The 23,974-nt window shown below is 66.4% G+C and carries 21 protein-coding genes; 14 read left to right on the top strand and 7 right to left on the bottom strand.

What is annotated here, in order from left to right; all coding sequences use genetic code 11:
* Window positions 1-12 precede the first annotated feature (12 nt).
* From SMN802W_RS0100330 to purM, 3 genes are read right to left on the bottom strand one after another with little or no spacing between them, the layout of a single operon-like run.
* A complete protein-coding gene (locus SMN802W_RS0100330; protein WP_019514886.1) occupies window positions 13-384 on the bottom strand; it encodes an MmcQ/YjbR family DNA-binding protein in 372 nt (123 codons plus the stop codon).
* A complete protein-coding gene (gene purN, locus SMN802W_RS0100325; RefSeq protein ID WP_019514885.1) occupies window positions 381-944 on the bottom strand; it encodes a phosphoribosylglycinamide formyltransferase in 564 nt (187 codons plus the stop codon). Before purN ends, SMN802W_RS0100330 begins: the two co-directional genes overlap by 4 nt.
* On the bottom strand, window positions 941-2,065 hold the full coding sequence (gene purM, locus SMN802W_RS0100320) for a phosphoribosylformylglycinamidine cyclo-ligase (protein ID WP_019514884.1): 1,125 nt from the start codon (window positions 2,063-2,065) through the stop codon (window positions 941-943). The genes purN and purM overlap by 4 nt, the downstream gene beginning before the upstream one ends.
* Before the next feature lie 61 nt (window positions 2,066-2,126).
* On the opposite strand from purM, the gene SMN802W_RS0100315 reads away from it, so the two are divergent.
* From SMN802W_RS0100315 to alaS, 5 genes are all read left to right on the top strand, one after another.
* On the top strand, window positions 2,127-3,365 hold the full coding sequence (locus SMN802W_RS0100315) for a hypothetical protein (RefSeq protein ID WP_026325579.1): 1,239 nt from the start codon (window positions 2,127-2,129) through the stop codon (window positions 3,363-3,365).
* A complete protein-coding gene (locus SMN802W_RS0100310; protein ID WP_019514882.1) occupies window positions 3,365-4,018 on the top strand; it encodes an HdaA/DnaA family protein in 654 nt (217 codons plus the stop codon). Before SMN802W_RS0100315 ends, SMN802W_RS0100310 begins: the two co-directional genes overlap by 1 nt.
* Entirely contained in the window at window positions 4,015-6,186 is a 2,172-nt protein-coding gene (locus SMN802W_RS0100305; protein WP_019514881.1) for an RNA degradosome polyphosphate kinase, read from the top strand. Before SMN802W_RS0100310 ends, SMN802W_RS0100305 begins: the two co-directional genes overlap by 4 nt.
* Window positions 6,183-7,664 (top strand): Ppx/GppA family phosphatase, encoded by a 1,482-nt coding sequence (locus tag SMN802W_RS0100300; protein WP_019514880.1) that lies wholly within the window; start codon window positions 6,183-6,185, stop codon window positions 7,662-7,664. The genes SMN802W_RS0100305 and SMN802W_RS0100300 overlap by 4 nt, the downstream gene beginning before the upstream one ends.
* A gap of 61 nt (window positions 7,665-7,725) precedes the next feature.
* Window positions 7,726-10,374 (top strand): alanine--tRNA ligase, encoded by a 2,649-nt coding sequence (gene alaS, locus SMN802W_RS0100295; protein WP_019514879.1) that lies wholly within the window; start codon window positions 7,726-7,728, stop codon window positions 10,372-10,374.
* A gap of 50 nt (window positions 10,375-10,424) precedes the next feature.
* Here the strand turns inward: alaS and SMN802W_RS16085 are convergent, their stop codons facing one another.
* Window positions 10,425-11,138, bottom strand: coding sequence for a hypothetical protein (locus SMN802W_RS16085; RefSeq protein ID WP_019514878.1), 714 nt, complete (start codon window positions 11,136-11,138; stop codon window positions 10,425-10,427).
* Window positions 11,139-11,244: 106 nt separating this feature from the next.
* On the opposite strand from SMN802W_RS16085, the gene SMN802W_RS0100285 reads away from it, so the two are divergent.
* Genes SMN802W_RS0100285 through SMN802W_RS0100260 form a run of 6 tightly spaced genes read left to right on the top strand, consistent with a single transcriptional unit; the run spans window position 11,245 to window position 16,527 of the window.
* Window positions 11,245-11,946: a glutathione S-transferase N-terminal domain-containing protein gene (locus SMN802W_RS0100285; RefSeq protein ID WP_026325578.1), complete on the top strand. Its 702-nt coding sequence runs from the start codon at window positions 11,245-11,247 to the stop codon at window positions 11,944-11,946.
* Between the two features lie 45 nt (window positions 11,947-11,991).
* Window positions 11,992-13,359: a DNA repair protein RadA gene (radA, locus tag SMN802W_RS0100280; RefSeq protein WP_026325577.1), complete on the top strand. Its 1,368-nt coding sequence runs from the start codon at window positions 11,992-11,994 to the stop codon at window positions 13,357-13,359.
* 33 nt (window positions 13,360-13,392) lie between these two features.
* Entirely contained in the window at window positions 13,393-13,956 is a 564-nt protein-coding gene (locus SMN802W_RS0100275; RefSeq protein WP_019514875.1) for a CvpA family protein, read from the top strand.
* Window positions 13,953-14,408, top strand: a complete 456-nt coding sequence (locus SMN802W_RS0100270) for an iron-sulfur cluster assembly scaffold protein (protein ID WP_019514874.1) — start codon at window positions 13,953-13,955, stop codon at window positions 14,406-14,408. Before SMN802W_RS0100275 ends, SMN802W_RS0100270 begins: the two co-directional genes overlap by 4 nt.
* The gene (locus tag SMN802W_RS0100265; RefSeq protein WP_019514873.1) at window positions 14,408-16,195 is read left to right on the top strand and encodes a cation:proton antiporter domain-containing protein; all 1,788 of its coding nucleotides are present in this window, start codon (window positions 14,408-14,410) and stop codon (window positions 16,193-16,195) included. The genes SMN802W_RS0100270 and SMN802W_RS0100265 overlap by 1 nt, the downstream gene beginning before the upstream one ends.
* A gap of 8 nt (window positions 16,196-16,203) precedes the next feature.
* Window positions 16,204-16,527 (top strand): DUF423 domain-containing protein, encoded by a 324-nt coding sequence (locus tag SMN802W_RS0100260; RefSeq protein WP_019514872.1) that lies wholly within the window; start codon window positions 16,204-16,206, stop codon window positions 16,525-16,527.
* A 2-nt stretch (window positions 16,528-16,529) separates the two neighbouring features.
* Here the strand turns inward: SMN802W_RS0100260 and SMN802W_RS0100255 are convergent, their stop codons facing one another.
* Window positions 16,530-17,963: an MFS transporter gene (locus tag SMN802W_RS0100255; protein WP_238560075.1), complete on the bottom strand. Its 1,434-nt coding sequence runs from the start codon at window positions 17,961-17,963 to the stop codon at window positions 16,530-16,532.
* Between the two features lie 41 nt (window positions 17,964-18,004).
* Here SMN802W_RS0100255 and SMN802W_RS0100250 point away from each other — a divergent pair, with 41 nt between their 5' ends.
* The 3 genes from SMN802W_RS0100250 to SMN802W_RS0100240 all read left to right on the top strand — a co-directional run bounded on the left by SMN802W_RS0100250 (window position 18,005) and on the right by SMN802W_RS0100240 (window position 20,953).
* The gene (locus SMN802W_RS0100250; protein ID WP_019514870.1) at window positions 18,005-20,131 is read left to right on the top strand and encodes a prolyl oligopeptidase family serine peptidase; all 2,127 of its coding nucleotides are present in this window, start codon (window positions 18,005-18,007) and stop codon (window positions 20,129-20,131) included.
* Between the two features lie 85 nt (window positions 20,132-20,216).
* A complete protein-coding gene (locus SMN802W_RS0100245) occupies window positions 20,217-20,561 on the top strand; it encodes a hypothetical protein (RefSeq protein WP_019514869.1) in 345 nt (114 codons plus the stop codon).
* Window positions 20,558-20,953, top strand: coding sequence for a DoxX family protein (locus tag SMN802W_RS0100240; protein ID WP_019514868.1), 396 nt, complete (start codon window positions 20,558-20,560; stop codon window positions 20,951-20,953). The genes SMN802W_RS0100245 and SMN802W_RS0100240 overlap by 4 nt, the downstream gene beginning before the upstream one ends.
* A 348-nt stretch (window positions 20,954-21,301) precedes the next feature.
* Here the strand turns inward: SMN802W_RS0100240 and SMN802W_RS18615 are convergent, their stop codons facing one another.
* On the bottom strand, window positions 21,302-21,448 hold the full coding sequence (locus tag SMN802W_RS18615; RefSeq protein WP_019514867.1) for a hypothetical protein: 147 nt from the start codon (window positions 21,446-21,448) through the stop codon (window positions 21,302-21,304).
* A gap of 66 nt (window positions 21,449-21,514) precedes the next feature.
* On the bottom strand, window positions 21,515-23,857 hold the full coding sequence (locus SMN802W_RS0100230) for a UvrD-helicase domain-containing protein (RefSeq protein ID WP_083925523.1): 2,343 nt from the start codon (window positions 23,855-23,857) through the stop codon (window positions 21,515-21,517).
* Window positions 23,858-23,974: the final 117 nt, after the last annotated feature.

Below are 23,974 nucleotides of genomic sequence, written 5' to 3'. Positions count from 1 at the left end.
GGGTCGCGGAGCCTAGCGCCCGCCTGCTTCAAGTAGAGCGACCGGTGTGCTTAGCTCCCAGCTGCGGGCGATACGATCCTCGACCAGCGTCCAGTCGGGATCGCCGGTCAGGTCGATGCTGACCCAGCCCGACGCGCCGAGATAGGCGGGCTTGCGATAGACGTGCGGCGCTGCCTCGATCAGCATCATCTGTTCGTCGCCGCCGCTGGTACGCACGCACACGACGGTCCGCCCGTCGTCGTGATGATCGTGGCGTAGCTGCGCAAATTGCCTGCCGTCGACGAAAAAGGTGGCCTGTCCGTGGCTGTTGCGCTCCTGCGTGTCAGGTAGCAGCAGCGCGATCTCGCGGACGCGTTCGAGCGGATCGGTCTGCGGGTTGGTCATCGGCGCACGAACTCCTTCAACACGGCGGGATAGAGCTGATGTTCCGCCGCAAGCACGCGCTCGGCAAGCGTGTCGGGTGTGTCGTCCGGCAGTATCGCCACTTCTTGCTGACCCAGCACTTCGCCCGCGTCCAGTTCCTCGGTCACGACGTGGACCGAGCAACCCGCCATTAAATCACGGGCTGCGATCGCACGCGCATGGGTGTCGAGACCCTTGTACTTGGGTAGCAACGACGGATGAATGTTGACGATCCGCCCGCGCCAGCGTGCGACAAACGCATTCGACAGCAGCCGCATATAGCCGGCGAGCGCGATCCACTGCGTGCCGGCATCGCGCAGCGTGTGGTCAAGCACGTCCTCGAACGCCGCCTTGCCGATCCCCTTCGGCGACAGGGCGAAGGTCGGCAGGCCGTGCTCGATCGCCCAGGCGAGCCCCGGTGCGCTCGGGCGATCCGATGCGACCATGACGATCTCGTAATCGTCGCCCGCATTCTGCGCGAGCGCCTGCATGTTCGAGCCGCGACCCGAGATCAGCACGGCGATCTTGGCGGGTGCGTTCATGCGTGGTGCGTCGCACGCCAGTCGTCGCGCGCGCTCCACGTCTCCGTGCTGCCGGTGACGGTGCAGCCGCGCTCGCCCGCCTCGATGCCGCCGATACGGAACACGGTCTCGCCCGCGGCCTCTAGCGCGCTTGTCACGCCCTCGACCTCTGCCGGATCGACGACCACCGCCATGCCGATCCCACAATTGAACGTGCGCGCCATTTCCTCCGGTTCGATCGCGCCCTGCGCTTGCAGGAATGCCATCAATCTCGGCTGCGACCACGCATCGGCATCGACCAGCGCGTGTGTGCCCGCGGGCAGGACGCGCGGGATGTTCTCCAGCAATCCACCGCCGGTGATGTGCGCCATTCCCTTGATCCGCCGCTCCCGCAACAGCGGCAGCAGGCTGGCGACGTAGATGCGCGTCGGTGCCATCAGCGCGTCAATCAACAGGCGATCCTGGTCGAACATCGCAGGCCGATCGAGCTTCCAGCCACGATCGGCGGCGAGCCGGCGTACCAGCGAATAACCGTTCGAATGGATGCCCGACGACGCCAGTCCTAGGATCACGTCGCCACCTGCGATGTCGCGCCCGTCGAGCAGCTGGTCGCGTTCCACCGCGCCGACGCAGAAGCCTGCGAGGTCATAGTCACCGTCGGCGTACATGCCCGGCATCTCGGCAGTTTCGCCGCCGATCAGTGCGCAGCCCGCCTGTCGGCATCCTTCCGCGATCGAGGCGATCACCCGCTCGGCGATACCCTGATCGAGCCGGCCGCTGGCGTAATAGTCGAGAAAGAACAGCGGCTCCGCACCCTGCACGATCAGGTCGTTGACGCACATCGCGACGAGATCGACCCCGACGCCTTCGTGCCGGTCATGCTCGATCGCGAGCTTCAGCTTGGTGCCGACTCCGTCGTTCGCGGCGACGAGCAGCGGATCGGTGAACCCCGCCGCCTTGAGATCAAACAGTCCACCGAAGCCGCCGAGATCGGCGTCCGCACCCTTGCGCCGGGTCGAGCGCGCGAGCGGCGCGATCGCGCGGACGAGCGCATTGCCCGCCGAGATCGAGACGCCCGCGTCGGCGTAGGTATAGCCGCCCGCAGGCGCGGCGGAGCGATCGGCAGTCGTTTCGTCGGTCATGGCCGAAGCGCCTAGCCACAACGCGCTTGGATTTCCACGCCCGCTTCGCCAAAAGGCGCCGATGCGTAGCCGTCCGTTCCTCGCCATCGCCGCGGCTAGTGGTGTCGCGCTGCTTGGCGCTGGTGCAGTGCTCGCACAGATCGAGGGCGGCGACCGCGGCGTCGCGGCGGTCGACAGCTCGAACGATTACGAGGTCGGCAGCGTCAGCGTCGACACGACCGGGCCGAACGCGCAGGCGGCACGATTGGCGGGCTGGCGCGAGGCGCAGCGCAAGGCGTGGGTGCAGCTGTCGCAACGGCTGGGTGGCGGCGGCGGCCTTGTTCCCGACGGCACGCTCGACTCGCTCGTCACTGCGATTGTCGTCGGCAACGAGCAGATCGGGCCGAACCGCTACATCGCGCAATTGGGCGTGCTGTTCGATCGTGCGCGAACCGCGGGCCTGCTCGGCGTCAGCAGCTACATGACCCGCTCTCCGCCGCTGGTGGTGGTGCCGGTGGTCTGGTCAGGCGGGGTCGGCGGCGTGTTCGAGCAGCGCACCGCATGGCAGGAAGCGTGGGCGCGTTTCCGCACCAGCACCAGCGAGATCGACTATATTCGCCCGCCGGGAAACGGGGCCGACCCTTTGCTGCTTAACGTGGGGCAGACCGAGCGTCCGGCGCGCGGCTGGTGGCGCAAGGTGCTCGACCTGTACGGCGGCAGCGACGTGCTGATCCCGGTCGTGCGACTCAGGCGGCAATGGCCGGGCGGACCCGTGATCGGCGAGTTCGAGGCGCGGCACGGTCCCGACAATCGCCTGCTCGGGCGCTTCGCGCTGAAAGCGGAGAATGCGTCGGCGCTGCCTGCGCTACTCGACGCGGGTGTGAAGCGGATGGACGATATCTACCAGTCGGCATCGCGCGGCGGTTACCTGCGCGCCGATCCAGGGCTCAATCATCCCGTACCGGTGGTGGCGACCGACACGGCGGAGGTCACCGATGCCTCGCTTGACGCCGACGCCGGCGCTGCGCTGCCGGTCTCGACCGTGATCGTGCAGGTCGAGACGCCCGATGCGGGCGCGGTGACGAACACAGAGGCTGCGCTCCGCGGCATACCCGGCGTACGCAGCGCGAGCACCAGCAGCCTTGCGCTTGGCGGCGTGTCGCTGATGACGGTCGCGTTCGAGGGCGATCCGGCCAATTTGCGCGCCGGGCTCGAAGCGCGTGGGTGGCAGGTGTTCGGCGGCGGCACGACGTTGCGTATCCGGCGTGCGCCGCAACTGCTCCCGCCCGACCTTCAGCCCGACAACGCGCTCGCTGGATAATGCGGTCGCGCGACAATGAGGGCTCGGTTGCGGCAAAGCAGTTCCCGCTCCCGCTCGCATGGCCGGACGAAGCGGGTGACGTCGAGTTCCTGGTGACCGAGTCGAACCGGCATGCGGTGCAGGTGTTGCAGCAATGGCATGACTGGCCGGTAAGAACGGCGCTGCTGATGGGTCCGACGGCATCCGGGCGCAGTTTGCTGTCGCAGGTATTCGCCGCGCAATCGGGTGGTCGCGTGATCGATGATGCTGATCGTCATGACGAGCGTGCGCTTTTCCATGCCTGGAACGATGCACAGGCAACGGGCACGCCGCTGCTCCTCGTCGTGCGTGCGGGCACGCCAGCTTGGTTGGTGACCTTGCCCGATCTGCGCACGCGCCTTGCGGCATGTCCGGTGGCGGAGATCGGTGCGCCGGATGAGGCGCTGGTGCGTGCACTTCTGGAGCGCGGCTTCGCACGACGACGGCTCGACGCACGCGACGATCTGGTCGACTGGCTGGTGCCGCGATTGCCGCGTCGTCATCAGGCTGTCGCGCAGATGCTCGATGGGCTGGAACAAGCCGCGCGGTCGGAGCGTCGGCGTGTCACCATTCCGCTCGCGCGTGACCTGCTGTCCGTGCTGTTCGGCGCTTCTGAGGATTCGATCACGCCATGACCCGGCCCGCCCACGTTCAACGCGAGCGCGACGACGATCCCTTCGAGAAGGTAGCCGGCGAACGCTACTTCAATCGTGAATTGTCATGGCTGGCGTTCAATCGCCGCGTGCTCGACGAGGCGTGCAACACCGCGCATCCGCTGCTTGAACGGCTGCGCTTCCTCGCCATCTCCGGCGACAACCTCGACGAATTCTTCATGGTGCGCGTGGCCGGCCTGAAGGGGCAACAGTCGCAGGATGTCGAATTGCGCTCGGCCGACGGTTTGACGCCGGGGCAGCAACTTGCCGCGATTACGGTCGAGGCGGACGCGCTGATGGTCAGCCAGCAATCGGTGTGGCGCGACATCCGCTACGCGTTGGCGGAAACCGGCATCCGCGTGATCGGCAGTCACGCGATCGATACCGCGCTAGGGCTCGAAGAGCAGGCGTGGCTGGAGACGCATTTCAAGGAACAGCTGTTCCCCGTCATCACGCCGCAGGCGCTCGATCCGGCGCATCCGTTTCCGTTCCTGCCGAACAAGGGCATGGCGGTGATGTTCGACCTGGTTCGGCGATCGGACAAGGAGCCGATTCGCGAGTTGGTCATGCTGCCCAATTCGATGCCGCGGCTTGTCCGCTTGCCGGGTGAGGGTGCGCGCTACATCGCGGTCGAGTCGCTGCTCAAGCGGTTCAGCAACCTGATGTTTCCGGGTTATGACGTGCTGGGCGCGGCGGAATTCCGCGTGCTGCGCGACAGCGATATCGAGATTGAGGAGGAGGCGGAGGACCTCGTCCGCTATTTCGCCAATGCGATCAAGCGGCGTCGGCGCGGGCGCGTCATTCGGCTGGAGCTGGAAACCGGCATGAGCGAGACGCTCGCGTCGGTGCTGCGCGAGGAGCTCGGCGGATCGGACACGCTGGTGACCGAGAGCGGGGCGTTTCTCGGCATCGGCGACCTTGCGCTGTTGGCAGAGGAGGATCGACCCGACCTGAAATTCACGCCGTTCACGCCGCGTTTCCCAGAACGAATCCGCGAGTTCGGCGGCGACTGCTTCGCCGCGATCCGTGCCAAGGACATCATCGTCCACCATCCATACGAGACGTTCGACGTCGTGCTTGCCTTCCTTAAACAGGCGGCGAACGACCCTGACGTGGTCGCGATCAAGCAGACGCTGTACCGCGCGGGCAAGCAGTCGGCGGTCATCAACGCGCTGATCGCCGCGGCCGAGGCGGGGAAGTCGGTGACCGCAGTGGTCGAGTTGAAGGCGCGATTTGATGAGGAGCAGAACCTGCAATGGGCAAGCGCGCTGGAGCGTGCGGGCGTACAGGTCGTCTACGGTTTCATCGACTGGAAAACGCATGCCAAGGTCGCGATGGTGGTCAGGCGTGAAGGCGCGCAATTCCGCACCTATTGCCATTTCGGCACCGGCAACTACCACCCGGTCACCGCGCGCATCTACACCGACTTGAGCTTCTTCACCGCCGACCCGCGTCTTGGCCGCGATGCGGCGCGAATGTTCAACTACATCACCGGTTATGTCGAGCCCGAGGGGATGGAGGCGGTGGTGCTCAGCCCGCGATCGCTGCGCAATCGGCTGATCGCCGACATCGACCGCGAGATTGAGCATGCGCGGCAAGGGCGCGTCGGATCGATCTGGGCCAAGATGAACAGCCTCGTCGACCCGGCCATCATCGAGAAATTGTATGAGGCGAGCGGCGCGGGGGTAGAGATCGACCTGATCATCCGCGGCATCTGCTGCCTGCGCCCCGGCGTGGTCGGCATGTCCGACAACATCCGCGTATATTCGATCGTCGGGCGTTTCCTCGAGCATAGTCGGATCGCCGCATTCGGCGACGGCGCCGCGCTGCCCAACGACGATGCGCGTGTGTATATCTCGTCGGCCGACTGGATGCCGCGCAACTTCGACCGGCGCGTCGAATATCTGCTGCCGATCGAAAATGAGACGGTGCACGATCAGGTGCTCGATCAGGTAATGGTCGCCAATCTGATCGACAATGAGCAGAGCTGGGAACTGGATGCCGACGGCAGCTACGCGCGGATCGAGACCAGCGACCGCCCCTTCAACCTCCATCGCTACTTCATGACCAACCCGTCGCTATCAGGCCGCGGGGCTGCGCTGGAAGAAGGAGGCGAGGTGCCGACGCTCAAATTGCGGCGGCGTTCGTGACCGATCGCGCGGAGCGCGGCAGCGAGCCGCCGCGGACCGCGATCATCGACATCGGCTCGAACTCGATTCGCCTCGTCGTCTACCAAGGTCCGGCGCGGCTGCCGACGACGTTGTTCAACGAAAAGGTGCTCGCGGGCCTGGGGCGTAGTCTGGCCGCGACCGGATCGATCGATCGAGAGGCGATGGCGGCGGCTGCAACTGCGCTTCGCCGCTTCGCCGCGCTCGCAGCCGCGATGGAGGTCTCGCGCGTGCGCACCGTTGCGACGGCGGCGGTCCGCGATGCGAGCAACGGCGCGGCGCTGATCGATCTGGCGAGCGAGGCGGGTCTGTCGGTCGAGATCCTGTCGGGCGAGGACGAGGCCGCTGCGGCAGGATACGGCGTCCTGTCCGGCATCCCGGGCGCGAACGGCATCGTCGGTGATCTGGGCGGTGGCAGCCTTGAGTTGGTGCGGGTCCGCAAGGGAGAATTGACCGAGCGGGCGTCGTTTCCGCTCGGCGTGCTGCGTCTGGCGCCTTTACGCTCGCGCGGGCGGCTCGATCGCGCGGTCGAGGCAATGCTGCGCGATGCCGGATGGGTCGGCGCGGGCAAGAACCTGCCCCTTTACCTTGTCGGTGGATCGTGGCGCGGTCTGGCGCGGCTGGCGATGCACCGCGCGCGTTATCCGCTGCCGATCATCCACCAATATGCCATGTCGGGCGATACGATCGCGAGCCTGCGCCGGACGCTTTCGCAGCTCGGCAAGCCGCAGCTGAAGGACGTGCCGGGCCTGTCGGGCGGGCGCATCCCGACGTTGAGCGATGCCGCGGCGCTGCTGTCGGTGTTGCTGAAGCATCTGAAATCGAGCGGCACGATCGTGTCGGCATTCGGCCTGCGCGAGGGATTGTTGTTCCAGGAACTCGACCCCCCCGACCGCGCGCGCGATCCGCTGATCGCAGGCACGCGCGACGAGGCGCGGCTAGCCGGGCGCTTTCCCGAACACGGCGATCTGCTCGATCGCTGGATCGCGCCGCTGTTCGCCGATGACAAGCCGGCGGAGGCGCGCCTGCGCAACGCGGCTTGCCAACTGGCTGACGTCGGCTGGCGCGCAAACCCGGAGTTCCGCGCCGAGCGCGGGCTGGAGATCGCCCTGCACGGCAATTGGGTCGGCATCGACGGCCGCGGGCGGGCGATGCTGGCGCAGGCGTTGTGGACCGCGCTTGGCGGTGCGATCAACGGACCGGACGTGCTGCCGCGCCTGGCGTCAGAAGCAGCGCTTCGACGTGCCGCGATCTGGGGACATGCAATCCGGCTGGGACAGCGATTGAGCGCCGGGGTCGCCGACCCGCTGCGTCGGTCGCGTCTGGCGCTTGACGGGGGCAAGGTGCGCCTCGACCTCGACCGGGCCGACCATGCGCTCTACGGCGAGGCGGTGGCGAAACGGCATGCGGCGCTCGCCGCCGCGATGGGGCTGACGCCCGCAAGCAACGTGGCGCGCTGACCCCGGTCGTTGCGCGTGGAAGCGCTAGGCAGCGCGCATTCTCGCCATTAAGTCGCTGGCCATGACCTCGACCAACGACCTCCGCCGCAGCTTCCTCGGTTATTTCGGCGCCAACGGCCATCAGATCGTTCCGTCCGCGCCGCTGGTGCCGCAGAACGACCCGACGCTGATGTTCGTCAACGCGGGCATGGTGCCGTTCAAGAACGTGTTCACCGGGCTGGAGACGCGCCCCTATTCGACCGCGACCAGCGCGCAGAAGTGCGTGCGCGCGGGCGGCAAGCACAATGACCTCGACAACGTTGGCTATACCGCGCGGCATCACACCTTCTTCGAGATGCTGGGCAATTTCTCGTTCGGCGACTACTTCAAGGAACAGGCGATCACCCACGCCTGGACGCTGCTGACGAAGGAGTGGGGGCTGCCCGCGGACAAGCTGACCGCGACCATCTACCACACCGACGATCAGGCTTTCGACCTTTGGAAGAAGATCGCGGGGCTGCCCGATCATCGCATCATCCGCATCGCGACCAAGGACAATTTCTGGGCGATGGGATCGGACGGTCCATGCGGGCCGTGCTCGGAGATCTTCTACGATCATGGCGAGCATATCGCCGGTGGTCCGCCGGGAAGTCCGGACGAGGACGGCGATCGGTTCGTCGAGATCTGGAACCTCGTCTTCATGCAGCACCTGCAGGAGGCCGACCAGATCGTCGGCGACCTGCCGCGGCCGTCGATCGACACCGGCATGGGGCTGGAACGCATCGCGGCGGTGATGCAGGGGGTCAGCGACAATTACGACACCGACACGTTCAAGGCGCTGATCCAGGCGTCTGGTGCGCTGACCCACACTGCCACCACTGGCGACAATCAGGCGAGCCACCGCGTTATCGCCGACCATCTGCGGTGCTCGGGCTTCCTCGTGGCTGACGGCGTGCTGCCGGCGAACGAGGGGCGAGGCTATGTGCTGCGTCGGATCATGAGGCGCGCGATGCGCCACGCGCATCTGCTGGGTGCGAAAGAGCCGCTGATGCATCGGCTCGTCCCTGCTTTGGTCGCTGAAATGGGTGCGGCGTACCCTGAGCTGGTGCGGGCGCAGCCGCTGATCGAGGCCACCTTACGCCAAGAAGAAACGCGCTTTCGCCAGACGCTCGACAAGGGACTGCGGCTGCTCGACGAGGCGACCGCGGAGATGGGCGAGGGCGATACGCTCGCGGGCGAGACCGCGTTCAAGCTCTACGACACCTTTGGCTTTCCCTATGACCTGACCGAGGACGCGCTTCGGGCACAAGGGCTGCAGGTCGATCGTGCCGGGTTCGACAGCGCGATGGCGGAGCAGAAGCGTGCTGCGCGTGCCGCCTGGAAGGGTTCGGGCGCGAAAGCGTCGGATGAATTGTGGTTCGATCTGGTCGAGGAAGTCGGTGCGACCGAGTTCACCGGTTATAGCAGTGACAGCGGAGAGGGCGTGGTACTCGCGCTGGTCAAGGATGGCGCGCGCGTCGAGCACGCTGGCGCGGGCGAGCAGGTCGACGTCATCGTCAACCAGACCCCTTTCTATGGCGAGAGCGGCGGACAGGTCGGCGATGCGGGTGTCCTGTCGGGCGAAAGCGGGTTGACCGTCACGGTTACCGACACGTCGAAGCAACTGGGCAAGCTGTTCGTCCATCACGCGCGCATCGATATGGGCGAGTTGAAGGTCGGCGACACCCTCCGGCTTGCGATCGATGTCGCACGCCGCGGTGCGATCCGCGCCAATCATTCGGCGACGCATCTGCTGCACGAGGCGTTGCGCAACCGGCTCGGCACGCATGTCGCGCAAAAGGGGAGTCTGGTCGCGCCTGATCGGCTGCGCTTCGACGTGTCACATTCGAGTGCGATGGCTTCCGCCGAGCTTGCCGATGTCGAAGCTGCGGTGAACGCGCAGATTCGCGGCAATGGCGCCGTCGAGACCCGGCTGATGACGCCTGACGAGGCGATCGCGATGGGGGCGATGGCCTTGTTCGGTGAGAAGTACGGCGACGAAGTGCGGGTCGTGTCGATGGGCACCGCCGACGACGGGCAAACCTATTCGATTGAGCTATGCGGCGGCACGCACGCGAAGGCCCTGGGCGACATCGGCCTGTTCAAGGTCGTCGGTGAGAGCGCGGTGTCGTCGGGCGTGCGCCGGGTCGAGGCGCTGACGGGCGAAGCGGCGCGTCAGTATCTGGCATCGCGCGACGACAAGTTGCGTGAGGCGGCGGCGGCGCTTCGTACCACGCCGGACGAGGTGCCCGCGCGGGTGGGGGCGCTGCTAGACGATCGGCGGCGGCTGGAGCGTGAGCTCGCGGAGGCGAAGAAGGCGCTCGCGCTGGGCGGTGGAGCCAAGGACGCGGCCGGGCCCGAGATGGTCGGGGACGTGTCATTCGTGGCGCAGGTGCTCGACGGTTTCGAGGCAAAGGGGCTGCGCGGCGCGGTCGACGATGCGCGGCAGCAACTCGGGTCCGGCGTCGTTGCCATCGTGGCGGTAAACGACGGCAAGGCGACGATTGCGGTCGGTGTCACGCCCGACCTGATCCCGCGCTACAACGCTGTCGACCTGGTGAAGCTTGGCGTGCAGGCACTTGGGGGTCAGGGTGGCGGCGGTCGCCCCGATATGGCGCAAGGCGGTGGACCTGACGCCGAGAAGGCCACAGAGGCGGTGGCGGCAGTTCGTACGGCTGTGGCCGGTGCGTAACCGCTGAAAATGAGGTCCCACCCGCCAACTGACGGGTGGGATCGGCGCGCTTACCTGCGCGGCTTGGTCGTCTTCGTCGTCTTGGTGGTTTTCACCGACGTCTTGGTGGTCGTAGCAGGCGTCGAGGTGGCGACGTTAGCCGCTGCTGCGGTACCCGCAACTGCTCCGGTCGCGGCACCGGCGGCGCCGGTCGTGGTCGATGAGGCCGCATCGGTAGCCGGTGCTGCCGCGCCCATCGCGGCGGACAGCTGCGCCGCGGTCATACCGATCGTCACACCCTGCGGTCCGGGACCGAAGCCGGTGATCGGCAGCTTCGCATCACCCTTGTCGGTGGTCAGCGTCACGTTGGTCGCGTCCACCGCCTTGATCGTGCCGAGCTTGGCACCGCCGGTGCCGTAGACGCTGGCGCCTGTGACGAGTTGCGAACGGAACGCGGCGTTCGCCTGCTGCTTCTGCGCCCCGGCGGCGGCATCGAGCTGCGCCTTGGTCATGGCGAGCACCGGACCCTGCGCGCCCTTGCCAAGCGAGGTAAGCGGGATCGCCGCCTTGTTGGTACCGGTGTCGATGACGGCGTTGGTGCCATCGGTGCTCGCGACCGTGCCGACGATGCCGCCGCTGGTATCATATACCGTCGCACCCGCCGTGACGGTGGTAGATGCCTGAGCGCCGGCCGCAGGCGCGGTCGCCGGCGCAGTCTGCGCAGTGGCGATCGTCGGAGTAAGGGCGGCCGCCGCAACGGCGGCGAGGATCTGATAACGCTTCATTGATGCTCTCTCGCGGTTGATGTCAAATGGGAAACGAGAGCGTAACGATCGGGTTCCGAACGCGAACTGAACGGAACGGCTCGTGCCGCCGCGCCGTTTGCACGGCATGACGACACTCACAGACTTCCCAATCACGCGACGCTGGCCGGCCACACATCCCGATCGCATCCAGCTTTATTCGCTCAACACGCCGAACGGCGTGAAGGCGTCGATCATGCTGGAGGAGACCGGTTTGCCGTACGAGGCGCACTTGATCGACTTCGCCCAGAACGACCAGAAGTCGGACGCGTTCGTCTCGCTCAACCCCAATGGCAAGATCCCCGCGATGATCGATCCCGCCGGGCCGGGTGGCGTTGCGGTCGGTATCTTCGAGAGCGGCGCGATCCTCCTCTATCTCGCGGAGAAGACCGGCAAGCTGCTGCCGACGAACCCGGCTGTACGATGGCAGGCGATTTCCTGGGTCATGTTCCAGATGGGCGGTGTCGGACCGATGTTCGGACAACTCGGCTTCTTCCACAAGTTCGCCGGCAAAGACTGGGAGGACAAGCGTCCACGCGATCGTTACGTCGACGAAAGCAGGCGGTTGCTCGGCGTGATGGATCGCGCGCTCGCTGGCAAGGAATGGTTCGTCGGCGATTACTCGATCGCCGATATCGCGATGCTCGGCTGGGTGCGGGCGCTGCGAGACTTCTACAAAGCGGGCGATCTCGTCGGGTTCGACGAGTTCGGCCACGTGAAAACCTGGCTTGATCGCGGGCTGGCACGACCGGCGGTGCAGCGGGGTTTGGCGATCCCGTCGAAGGATTGATCGGGCCTTTGTTCCTCTCTCGTTCCGCATGTGCTAGGACGGGGGATGGCTAAAGCGCAACGTCGATATGTCTGTCAGTCGTGCGGTTCAGTGTCGCACCGCTGGCAGGGGCAATGTACCGATTGCAACGAATGGAACACACTGGTCGAGGAGGCGTCGGCGGTCGTCACGCCGTTCCAGGCGAAACATAATCTGCAATCGGGCGGGCGCGCGCTGACGCTGGTCAAGCTCGACGCCGACATCGCCCTACCGGAGCGGATGAGCTTCGGCATTGCCGAACTCGACCGCGCACTCGGCGGCGGATTGGTCGCGGGCTCGGCGACGTTGATCGGCGGCGATCCGGGCGTCGGCAAGTCGACGCTGCTGCTGCAGGCGGCGGCACGGCTGGCCCGCGGCGGGCGCAGCGTCGCCTACGTCTCGGGTGAGGAAGCGGCGGATCAGGTGCGGTTGCGCGCGCAGCGGCTCGGTCTCGGCGATGCGCCGGTACAGCTCGCCGCCGCGACCTCGACGCGCGACATCCTGACCACGCTGCAAGTCGATCCGCCCGCATTGCTGGTGATCGACTCGATCCAGACGATGCACTCCGACCTGATCGAGGGCGCACCGGGCACGGTCAGTCAGGTGCGCGCCACCGCGCAGGAACTGATCCGCTTCGCCAAGGAACGCGGGACGGCGGTGGTGCTGGTCGGGCACGTGACCAAGGACGGGTCGATCGCGGGGCCGCGCGTGCTCGAACACATGGTCGACACCGTGCTCAGCTTCGAGGGCGAGCGCAGCCATCAGTATCGCATCTTGCGCGCGATCAAGAACCGCTTCGGCGGGACGGACGAGATCGGCGTTTTCGCAATGGCGGGCGAGGGGCTGGTCGAGGTTGCAAATCCATCGAGCCTGTTCCTGACGCAGCGCGACGAGAGCGTCACTGGTTCGATCGTGTTCCCCGCATTGGAGGGAACGCGGCCGGTGCTGGTTGAGATACAGGCGCTAGTGGTGCGACTGGCAAGCGGGGCGACGCCCAGGCGTGCAGTGGTCGGCTGGGACTTAGGGCGGCTGGCGATGATCCTGGCGGTGGTGGAAGCGCGCTGCGGGCTCAGCTTTTCGACCTGCGAGGTCTATCTGAACGTCGCCGGTGGTTACCGCGTGCAGGACCCTGCCGCCGATCTGGCGGTAGCAGCGGCGCTGATCTCCGCGCTCAGCGAGCGGCCGGTCGCCTCCGATGGAGTCGCGTTCGGCGAGATCGCGCTGTCTGGCGAGATACGCCCGGTCGCGCATGCGCCGCTGCGGTTGAAGGAGGCGGGCAAGCTGGGCTTCACGCGCGCAATGGTGCCGTCAGGCGTGTCGGAGGGCGCGTCGGTGCGCCTGTCCAGCTTCGGCAATCTCGGACGCTTCGTCGATCACATGCTCGGCCGGGGCTAGTCGCCTGCGGCGGCAGCCCGTATCTAGAGCGTGATGAACCTGCACGCCCTCGACATCGTCGTCCTGCTGCTCGTCGCCTCGACCGCGCTGTTGGGGGCGAAGCGTGGTTTCGTGGCGGAGGTACTGGCGCTGTTCGCCTGGGTGGCGATGGTGTTCGCGCTTAAGATCTTCCACCTGCCGCTGTCGCGCGCGTTGGCACCGACGATCGGCACGCCGTCGGGTGCGACGGTGCTCGCGTTTGCGATCCTGACCGGCGGGACGTACCTGCTCAGCCGGATCGTCGTGAACGCGGTCAGCGCGCGGACGCGCACGTCGGTGTTGGGGCCGATCGACCGCGCGCTCGGTTTCGGTTTCGGCGCGCTCAAGGGATTGATCTTCGCCAGCCTCGCGTTCCTGTTGATCGTGCTGGTGCTCGACCTGATGGGCGGCGGCCCTGCGCGGCGACCGGCGTGGATCGTGCAGGCGCGAACCTACCCGCTGCTCAGTGCAACCAGCGCCTCGATCGCCGACGTGGTCGATCGCCGACGTCGCGGAAAGCCGCTGTTCTCGCCGCGCTGGTACCCGATCCCGCAAGACAACGGAAACACCGCCTCTTGAGCCTCGACCTCTACACGCCGGAGATTTCCGCGCTCGCGCTCGGCAATCCGTATCCCGACCGGTTGCCTGAGGGTGCGGCATCGGCGGAGAAGCGCTCACCGATCTGCGGCAGCCGGGTAACGGTCGATATCGAGCTTGGGGCGGATGGCCGCGTCGCCAGGGTCGGAACCCAGGTGCGCGCCTGTCTGCTCGGACAAGCGTCGTCGACGCTGCTGGCAAGCCACGCGATCGGGCGGACTCCGGCCGAGCTTGCCACCGCGCGTGACCAGCTGACGACATGGCTGGCGGGTACGGGTGAGGCGCCCGACTGGCCCGGCATACAGGTCTTCTCACCGGGCCTGAAGCTGACCGCCCGTCATCCCTCGATCCGGCTTGCGTTCGAGGCCGCGGCGGAAGCGGCGGATGCTGCGGCTCACGCGAACGGGACCATTACCGCGCAGGTGCCGCGCTGATGGAGCATGCCGCCGACGGGTCGCTGCTGCGCGACGGGTTCATCCTGCTCGGCTTCGCACTGGTCTTCGTGCTGCTGTTCCGCCGCCTGGGCCTGGGTGCGACGCTCGGCTATCTCGTCGCCGGGGCGGTGGTCGGGCCGCATGTCCTCGGCCTGGTCGGCAATGCGGAAGCCAAGATGGGCTTCGCCGAACTGGGCATCACGATGCTGCTGTTCATCGTTGGACTGGAGCTGAGCCCGGCCAAATTGTGGCGATTGAAGGAAGACATCTTCGCGCTCGGCACTTTGCAGGTGCTTGCCTGCGGAGCGGCGATCACCGCGATCCTGGCGTTCGTCGCGCATTTCTCGGTCGCGGCGGCGCTGGCGCTCGGCATGCCGCTTGCCCTGTCGTCGACCGCGCAGGTGCTGCCGATGCTGCAATCGGCCGGGCGGCTGCGGACGCCGTTCGGGGAGCGCGCCTTTTCGATCCTGTTGTTCCAGGACCTGTCGATCATCCCGATGATCACGATCATCGCTGCGATGAGCCGCAATCCGGCCGAGGCGGGTGGCCCGTCGGGCTGGCTGCTCGCGCTCTACACCATGCTCGCGATTGTCGGGCTGATCGCGGCGGGTCGCTTCATCCTCGGCCCGCTGTTCCGCTGGATCGGCAATCTGGGCGAGCGCGAGATGTTCGTCTTCGCGGCGCTCTTCACGGTCATCGCCTCGGCTGCGCTGATGGAGCTGCTCGGGCTGTCGACCGCGCTCGGCGCGTTCGTTGCGGGCGTGATGCTGGCCGACAGCCCGTATCGCCATGAGCTGGAGGCGGATGTCGAGCCGTTCCGCTCGATCCTGCTCGGATTGTTCTTCCTCGCGGTCGGCATGATGCTTGATCTGTCGGCGATCGCCGAGCGGCCTTTGTTCGTGGCGGGAATGGCCGCCGCGCTGATCGTGACCAAGGCGTCGGTGATCTTCCTGATCGCGCGCGTGTTCCGCATGCCGTGGCGACCGGCGCTCGGGCTAGGGCTGCTGCTCAGCCAGGGCGGCGAGTTCGGTTTCGTGCTGCTGGGACAAGCGCAGAGCGGCTTCCTGATCGCGCCAGAGGCGGCCAGCCTGTTCGGCGCGGTCATTACGCTGTCGATGGCGACCACGCCGTTCCTGATGATGGCGACCCGCGCCTTCCGCGAGGCACCGATCGATCCGGTCGGAGAGCGCGACGGGCCGAGCGCCGACGGCGCCAACGCGCTGGTCGTAGGCTACGGCCGGTTCGGGCAGACGGTAGCGCAGATGCTGATGGCGAGCGGTGTGCCCGTCACGCTGATCGACAGCGACATCGAGATGATCGACGTCGCAGCGGAGTTCGGCGCCAAAGTCTATTTCGGCGACGGCACGAGGCTCGATCTGCTGCGGCAGGCTGGAGCCGCCGACGCCGAACTGATCCTGTTCTGCATCGACGGCGACCAGATCGATGCCGACTGGCTGGAAAGCGTTCACGAAGCATTCCCGAATGCCGCCGTCTACGTCCGTGCGTTCGATCGCCGCGCGCTAATCAAGCTCAAGAACGGTCCCGCGCGCTACGTTGTGCGCGAGGTGCTCGAATCGGCGGTCAAGATGGCGCGGCTGGCGATGCAGGGCTTGCAGATCTCGAACGAGGAAATCGACCGCGCCGAGGACATGTACCGCTCGCGTGACCGTGAACGATTGCGGTTGCAGATCGAGACTGGCGACATCCGCGCTGCGCGAGACGTGATTATAACCGAATTGGCGCGCGAGCCGACGCCGGTCGGACGCGGTACGGGAACGGCGACTTGAACCTGTTGATGCTTTTGGCCGCGCTGTCGGGTGCGCTCGCGGTGGGTGCCGGCGCGTTTGGAGCGCACGGTGCGTCGGGTGCGGCAGCGGAGTGGCTGAAGACCGGCGGTCAGTATCAGCTGATCCATGCGGTCGCGACGTTGATTGCGCTTCGGCTCGACGCGCGCGGCCCTGGCTGGCTGTTCGTCATCGGCAGCGCGATCTTCGCGGGCACGCTGTACCTGATGGCGTTGGGTGCGCCGCGCTGGTTCGGGGCGATCACGCCGATCGGTGGCGCGATGCTGATCGCCGGCTGGCTGTGGCTCGCCTGGATCGCCGCACGCGGCGGCTGAGGTCAGCGGACCGGGGCGGCGGGTTGCACGTCCTGCGTTTCGCTACGCTGCGGATTGCGGATCGATGGCCGAAGCCGTGCGAGGCTGCATACCCCTGCGACCAGCGCCAGTGCTGCCGCGACCAGCGGGGGCGTGCTGCGTGCACCGACACCGAAGGCTAGCAAGGCCGCGACCAGCGTTGCGCCGGTCGTTTGCCCGACCAGCCGCACCGTGCTTACGAGACCACCCGCAGCGGCGGCACGTTCACGCGGGGCTGATCCGATGATGAGTCGCGCGTTCGGCGGCAGGAAGATGCCGAAGCCCGATCCGCACAGCGCCATCCGCCACGCAATGTCGAAATAGCCCGGATCGGCAGGCATGTATGCGATGAGGGTCAGCGCCACGATCGAGATCGCCATACCGACGCCGCCGAGCAGCCCGGCGGGCACGCGGTCGGACAGCCAGCCGGCCAGCGGTGCGACGATCATGTTGGTGAGCGGCCATGGCGCGATCGCCGCGCCGACCTCCGCGGCGGAGAAGCCGTAGGAGTGTGTCAGCCGGAACGGCGTCGACAGCAACAGCGTCATCGACGAGGTAAAGGCGCTGAAGGCGCCGATCGCGGACAAGGCGATCACCGGACGGCCGAGCAGGTCGATCGGCAAAATCGGATTGTCCGTTCCTCGTTCGCGTCGGACGAAATAGGTGCCGAGCGCCACACCCAGAAGCACGATCGCCGCAGATACGACCGGGCTGTCGCCGTGCACCGCGCTTTCGAGCCCACCGATGACGAGCCCGAACATCGCCGCGCACATCACCGCGCCGGCAAGGTCGAACCGCTGATCGCGCGGTGGCGCGTCGGGGAGCGCGCGGCCGAGCAGCAGCGAGCCGATTGCGAACGGGATAGCGCTTGCAAACACCCACGGCCACGGCGCGACCGCAAGCACCAGGCCGCCGATCGTCGGCGCCGCCGCGGCCGAGCTCGACACGATGACCGAGTTGATGCCCAGCCCGCGACCGAGTTGCTGTGCCGGATAGGTCTGCCGGATCAGCGCGCTTGCGACCGCCAGTGCGCCCGCCGCGCCGATCGCCTGCGCGGCGCGGACCACCAGCAGGAACGGCAGGCTTTTGGCAAAAAAGCATAGCAGCGTTGCGACCGTGAAGATCAGCTGACCAAGCTGGTACATCCGCTTGAGCCCGATCCGTTCGCCTAGACCCGCAAAGGGCAGCATCAGCATGACAAGCATCAGCTGGTAGATCGTGACGATCGACACGACCGAGCTGGAACTCACCCCAAGGTCGCGCGCGATCGTCGGCAACGCGACGTTTGCGACGCCGCCATCGATCACGACCAGCGCGGTACCGAAGCACAAGGCCGCGATTGCGGCGAGCCGTCGCCGCGGCGGCAGACCATCGGCTTGGGATTGGGCGAAGCGCTCACTTTCCATTGTCTTACCCATGCCGCAGCGTCACAAGGGTGCCAAGCTGTACGGAGCCTTGAATGATCCTGATTGCGCTCGCCATGGTTGCAGGCGCCCAAGCGGGCACCCACAACAAGCCGATGATTGACAAGACCGCGGCTCCGGCCGCCGCCACCGCTTCTGCCGATCCGTATATGTGGCTGGAGGACAAGGACGGAGCCAAGCCGCTCGCCTGGGTCGCAGCGGAGAATGCCCGCACGCTGCCGCGGCTCCAGAACGATCCGCGCTACAAGCAATTCTATGCCGAAGCGCTGGCGATCGCGTCGGCGAAGGACCGGATCGCGATGCCGATCCAATTGCACGGGCGCGTCTACAATTTCTGGCGCGACGCGGAGCATCCGCAAGGCGTCCTGCGCTGGACCAGCAAGCAGGGATATGCCGCTGAGGCCCCCGCGTGGACGGTGGCGCTCGACCTCGACGCGCTCAGCCGTGCCGAGAACAAGAAATGGGTGTGGAAGGGGCTGACCTGTCTCGAACCCGACCAGCGGCGCTGTCTGGTCGCTCTGTCCGAAGGCGGCGAGGATGCGGTGACCTATCGCGAGTTCGACCTCGACAGCGGCACGTTCGTGCCGAATGGCTTCAACCTGCCGACATCCAAGCAGGGCGCCGACTGGATCGACGCCGACACATTGCTCGTCTCACGCGACTGGGGCGCGGGCACGATGACCGGCTCGGGCTATCCCTTCGTCGTCAAGCGCGTGAGGCGCGGACAGCCGCTGTCGCAGGCGGAGGAGGTGTACCGCGGCAAGCCGGAGGACCAACTCGGCACCTACGGCATGGTGATGGAGGATGGCGCGGGCAACCGCGTCGTCATGGTGCAGCGCCGCCCGACCTTCTTTGGTGGTGAGACGCTCGTCGAGCACGACGGCAAGCTGGTGAAGCTCGACGTGCCCGCGCGCACCTTCCCCAGCGGGATGGTCGACGGGCAGGTCATCTTCGAGACGAGCGATCCCTGGGGCGCGATTCCGGCCGGTGCGGTCGCCTCCGCGCCGCTGTCGGAGGTGGTGAAAGGCCGCTTCACGCCGCAACTGGTCTTCGCGCCGACCGCGCGCCAGTCGGTCGATCGCGTGACGACGACGCGCAATCACGTGATCGCCAGCGTATACGACAACGTCCGCGGCCGCGCGATCGTCTTCACCCATGGCGCGAGCGGGTGGACGAAGCGCCAGCTTGCGCTTCCCGACAATGCATCGATCGGTGTCGCGAGCGCGACCGATCACAGCGACGACGCCTATCTGACGGTCACCAGCTTCCTTGCCCCGACGACCTTGTGGTCGGTGTCGGCCGGCGGCACGGCTGCACCGCAGCAGGTGAAGGCGCTGCCCGCGCGCTTTGATGCAGCAGGGCTGGTGTCGGAGCAGTTCGAGGCGGTGTCGAGTGACGGGACCAAGATCCCGTACTTTATCGTGCACGCAAAGAATGCGCCACTCGACGGCAGCACGCCGACGTTGATGACGGCGTATGGCGGCTTCCAATCGTCGATGACGCCGAGCTATGCCGCGCTGACTGGCAAACTGTGGCTGGAGCGCGGCGGCGCCTATGTGCTCGCCAACATCCGCGGTGGCGGCGAGTTCGGCCCAGCGTGGCACGATGCGGGGCGAAAAACCAAGCGGCAGATCATCTACGACGATTTCGCTGCCGTTGCGCGCGACCTGTTCACTAGGCGGCTGACCAGTCCGTCGAAGCTCGGCATCTACGGCGGTTCGAACGGCGGGCTGCTGATGGGGGTCGAGTTCAACCAGCATCCCGACATGTGGAAGGCAGTGACGATCCAGGTCCCGCTGCTCGACATGATCCGCTACGAACAGATCGCCGCCGGCGCGTCATGGGTCGACGAATATGGCTCGGTCAGCGTGCCCGAGGAGCGCGCGTTCCTTGAGAAGATCTCGCCGTATCAGAACATCAAGCGCAGGGTGAACTATCCGGAGCCGTATGTCTGGACGACGACCAAGGACGACCGCGTCGGCCCGCAGCACGCACGCAAGTTCGCCGCCCGTCTGAAGGAATACGGCCTGCCTTACCTGTTCTATGAGGATACCGCGGGCGGTCACTCGGGCGATGCAGACATAGAGCAGGGTGCGCGATTGAACGCGTTGCAGATGACCTATTTTGCGCAGAAGCTGATGGGCGTGCCCGGCGTCAAGTGAGTGAAACGTGCGGCGAATGACAGGAAACCCGTCGTTTCGCCGCACGTTCTTGCTGCACCGCAGCGAGTCCGGCTAAGATGGGCGAATGACGTTGACCATCAGTGAGGATCGCTCCGCCGCGGCCGTTCCGGACACGATGCCGCTCGTGTTCGAAGCCATTGTGAAGCAGCAGGCGATTGCGGCGAGCTACAACCGGGGTACGGTGACGCTCGCCCCGCACATCGTGTACACCAAGCACGGCGAAATCTATCTGGACGCGTTGACGCTCGAGCGTGACGGACAGCCCCCGCGCGAGCCAAAGATCGGTGCGTTCAAGCTTACCGGTCTCACCGGGCTGCGGGTCACGCCGCGGCGCTTTACCGCAAGCGAGTTGTTCGAGCCGAAAGAGGCGAAGTACGACGGAGTGACCCTTCTCGCGATCGAGCAGTGACGGAGACGCGCGTCCGATCGGTCGGGTGCCGGCTGCTCACCGCTTTCTATGCACTCGCGGGTGCGGGCCACCTTTACTTCACCGAAGCGATAGTGCGGATCGTGCCCGCATGGGTACCCCAACCACGCGTGGTGGTGTTGGCAACGGGTATTTGCGAGCTTGCGGGGGCGATGGCGCTCGTCTTTCCACGGTGGCGCAGGCCGGCCGGCTGGGCACTCGCCGCCTACGCGCTGTGCGTTTGGCCCGCCAACGTCCAGCACGCGATCAACGACCTGTCACACGGCACCGGCCTGTCGATCTGGTACCATGCACCGCGCCTTGCCCTGCAGCCGCTGATCATCTGGTGGGCATTGTGGGCGAGCGGCGCAGTCCGCGTCAAGCAAGCGCCTTGAGCAGCTCGTCCTTTCCCATCTTCGATCGGCCGGACATGTCGCGCTTCTTCGCTTCGGCGTAGAGCTCTGACTTGCTGCGGTGGTCGCGTGCCGAGCGGGTCTTGTCGGCGACGTCCTTGGGCTAGGCGGAGATCTGCTTGCCCTTCTTCGTGTCGGCGCGCTTTTGGCGGTCGTGCGCCTGTACTCCTCGTGGCTCAGCCTCTCGCGCGCTTCCTTGGGTAGGTAGCGCTCGCCCGTCTTGCCGCCTTCCTTCTCCGACTTGGTGCCCCGGTCTTCCTCGGTCCACTCGTGCAACGAATTATGCTCGTCCTGCTTGCCGACGTAGCCGCCGCCGCGCTTCTGACACTCCTACACCGCCATCTGCGCCTTTCGCGCGGACCATTGCCCCTTCTTGCCGCCCTTGGCGCCGGCGGTGATCTCGCCCTTCACCTTTTCCCACAGCGTCGATTCGGTCTCCCGGCAGTCTCGGACATGCGGCGCCTCTACGTGCGACAACGCCGGTAAGCCGGGAAGGGCAGCTAGAACGCAAAATAAAGACCGGATCGGCAGCACCCGGCACGGTCAGGTGACCGTCACGAACGTGTCCATTACGCGCTTGCGCCCCGCCTGCTCGAAATCGATCTCGAGCTTGTTGCCCTCGATCTCCGCGATCGCGCCGTAACCGAACTTCTGGTGAAACACGCGCTGGCCAAGCGACAGGTCGCCGCGGCCCTTGTTGCCGATGCTGACCGCGCTCGTGCGGCTCTCGACCACGCGTGTCGGCTCACGCGTGAAGGTACGGCTGGTCCACTCGCCGCCCGGCTTCGCGCCCAGCGTACCCGCCGCGCGCTGCCATCCCGGACCGCGCCCGGTGCCGCGCGACACATCCGCGAACGGATCGGCGCGCTCGGTCCAGTTGGCGCGCCACAGGCTCTCGCCGCCCGACATCGTCGTCTCGCTGTCGATGTGATCGGCCGGCAGTTCGCCGACGAAGCGCGACGGGATCGAGCTGGTCCATTGACCGTAGATGCGGCGATTCGCGGCGTGGAAGATCACCGCGCGGCGGCGTGCGCGCGTGATCGCGACATAGGCGAGTCGACGCTCCTCCTCCAGGCTGCGCGTGCCGCCCTCATCGAGCGCGCGCTGCGACGGAAACAATCCTTCTTCCCAGCCGACGAGGAACACGGTGTCATATTCCAGCCCCTTGGCGGCGTGGATCGTCATGATCGTGATCTTCGGGTCCTCGCGCGTCGCCTCATTGTCCATGACGAGGCTGACGTGTTCGAGGAACGCGCCGAGGTTCTCATATTCCTCCATCGCGCGAACGAGCTCGGACAGATTCTCCAGCCGTCCCGCGGCCTCGGTTGTCTTTTCGGCCTGGAGCATAGCGGTGTAGCCGCTCTCATCAAGCAATTGCCGCGCGAGTTCGGGATGGGGCAGGTCGCGCGCCATGTCTCGCCAGCGCGCAACGTCTCCGACGAAGCGGCCGAGCGACTTGCGCGCCTGCGGGGTCAGCTCGTCGCTGTCGAGGATGCGCGCCGCGGCAAGGCTCAGCGGCAACCCTTCCGCGCGGGCAAGCTGGTGGAGCTTCGCCACCGCCTTGTCGCCGAGCCCGCGCTTGGGCACGTTGACGATCCGTTCGAACGCGAGATCGTCGGCTGGCTGGTTGACGATGCGCAGGTAAGCGAGCGCGTCGCGGATTTCGGCACGCTCGTAGAAGCGGAAGCCCCCGACGATGCGATACGGCAGCCCGACCGAGATGAAGCAGTCCTCGAACTCGCGCGTCTGATGCTGCGCGCGCACCAGGATCGCGACATCATCCAGGCTCTTGCCCGCTCGCTGGCACGTCTCGACCTCGTCCGAGACGCGGCGCGCCTCCTCGGGGCCGTCCCACACGCCGATGACGCGCACTTTCTCGCCAGCGTCGAGCTCGGTCCACAATTGCTTGCCTAGCCGCCCGCCATTGTTGGCGATCACGCCCGATGCGGCGCCGAGGATATGCGGCGTCGAGCGGTAATTCTGTTCCAGCCGGATCACCTTGGCGCCGGGAAAGTCCTTCTCGAACTTGAGGATGTTCTCCACCTGCGCGCCGCGCCACGAATAGATCGACTGATCGTCGTCGCCGACACAGCAGATGTTGCGCCGCTCCTGCGCGAGCAGGCGCAGCCAGAGATACTGGACCGAGTTGGTGTCCTGATACTCGTCCACCATGATGTAGCGGAAGCGTTGCTGGTACTGCTCCAGCACTTCGCGATTGCTCTTCAGGATGGTGAGCACGTGGAGCAGCAGATCGCCGAAGTCGCAGGCGTTCACTGACCGGAGCCGCACCTGATATTGCTCGTACAGCTCACCGCCGCGTCCGTTGGCATAACGCTCGCTCTCGCCCGCATCGACGTCGCGCGGAGTCAGCCCCTTGTTCTTCCACTCGTCGATCAACCCGGCGAGGCTACGTGCCGGAAAACGCTTCTCGTCGATGTCGGCGGCGACGATCAATTGCTTGAGCAACCGCAGTTGGTCGTCGGTATCGAGGATCGTGAAATTGGATTGCAGCCCGACCAGTTCGGCATGTCGCCGCAGCATCTTGGCGCCAATCGCGTGAAACGTTCCCAGCCACGGCATCCCCTCCACCGTCTCGCCGACCAGTCGCCCGACCCGTTCGCGCATCTCGCGCGCGGCCTTGTTGGTGAAGGTCACCGCCAGGATTTCCGATGGCCATGCGCGCCGCGTGTAGAGCAGATGAGCGAGCCGTGCGGTCAGCGCCGCGGTCTTGCCCGTGCCGGCCCCGGCGAGGACAAGCACGGGGCCATCCGTCGTCAGCACGGCCTCCCGCTGCGGCGCGTTGAGGGTGGACAAATAGGGCGGTTGGGCAATCTGCGTATCGGTCACCGGGTCCACGTAGGCAGGCGAGCCGGCCGGCGCAATCATCGAGAACAAAGGCGAAACACGCTCGTGCCCGGCTCAAGCGCCATCATGTTCGCTACAGCCCATCGGACCGAGGCGATGCTTTGCGGCACCAAGGTCGACCAGCGGCGTTCTGGCCAC

Source organism: Sphingomonas sp. Mn802worker (genome assembly GCF_000382485.1).
Taxonomy (GTDB): domain Bacteria; phylum Pseudomonadota; class Alphaproteobacteria; order Sphingomonadales; family Sphingomonadaceae; genus Sphingomonas.
Note: the sequence above shows the minus strand (reverse complement) of the source record. Positions and strands in the feature narration are given on the sequence as shown.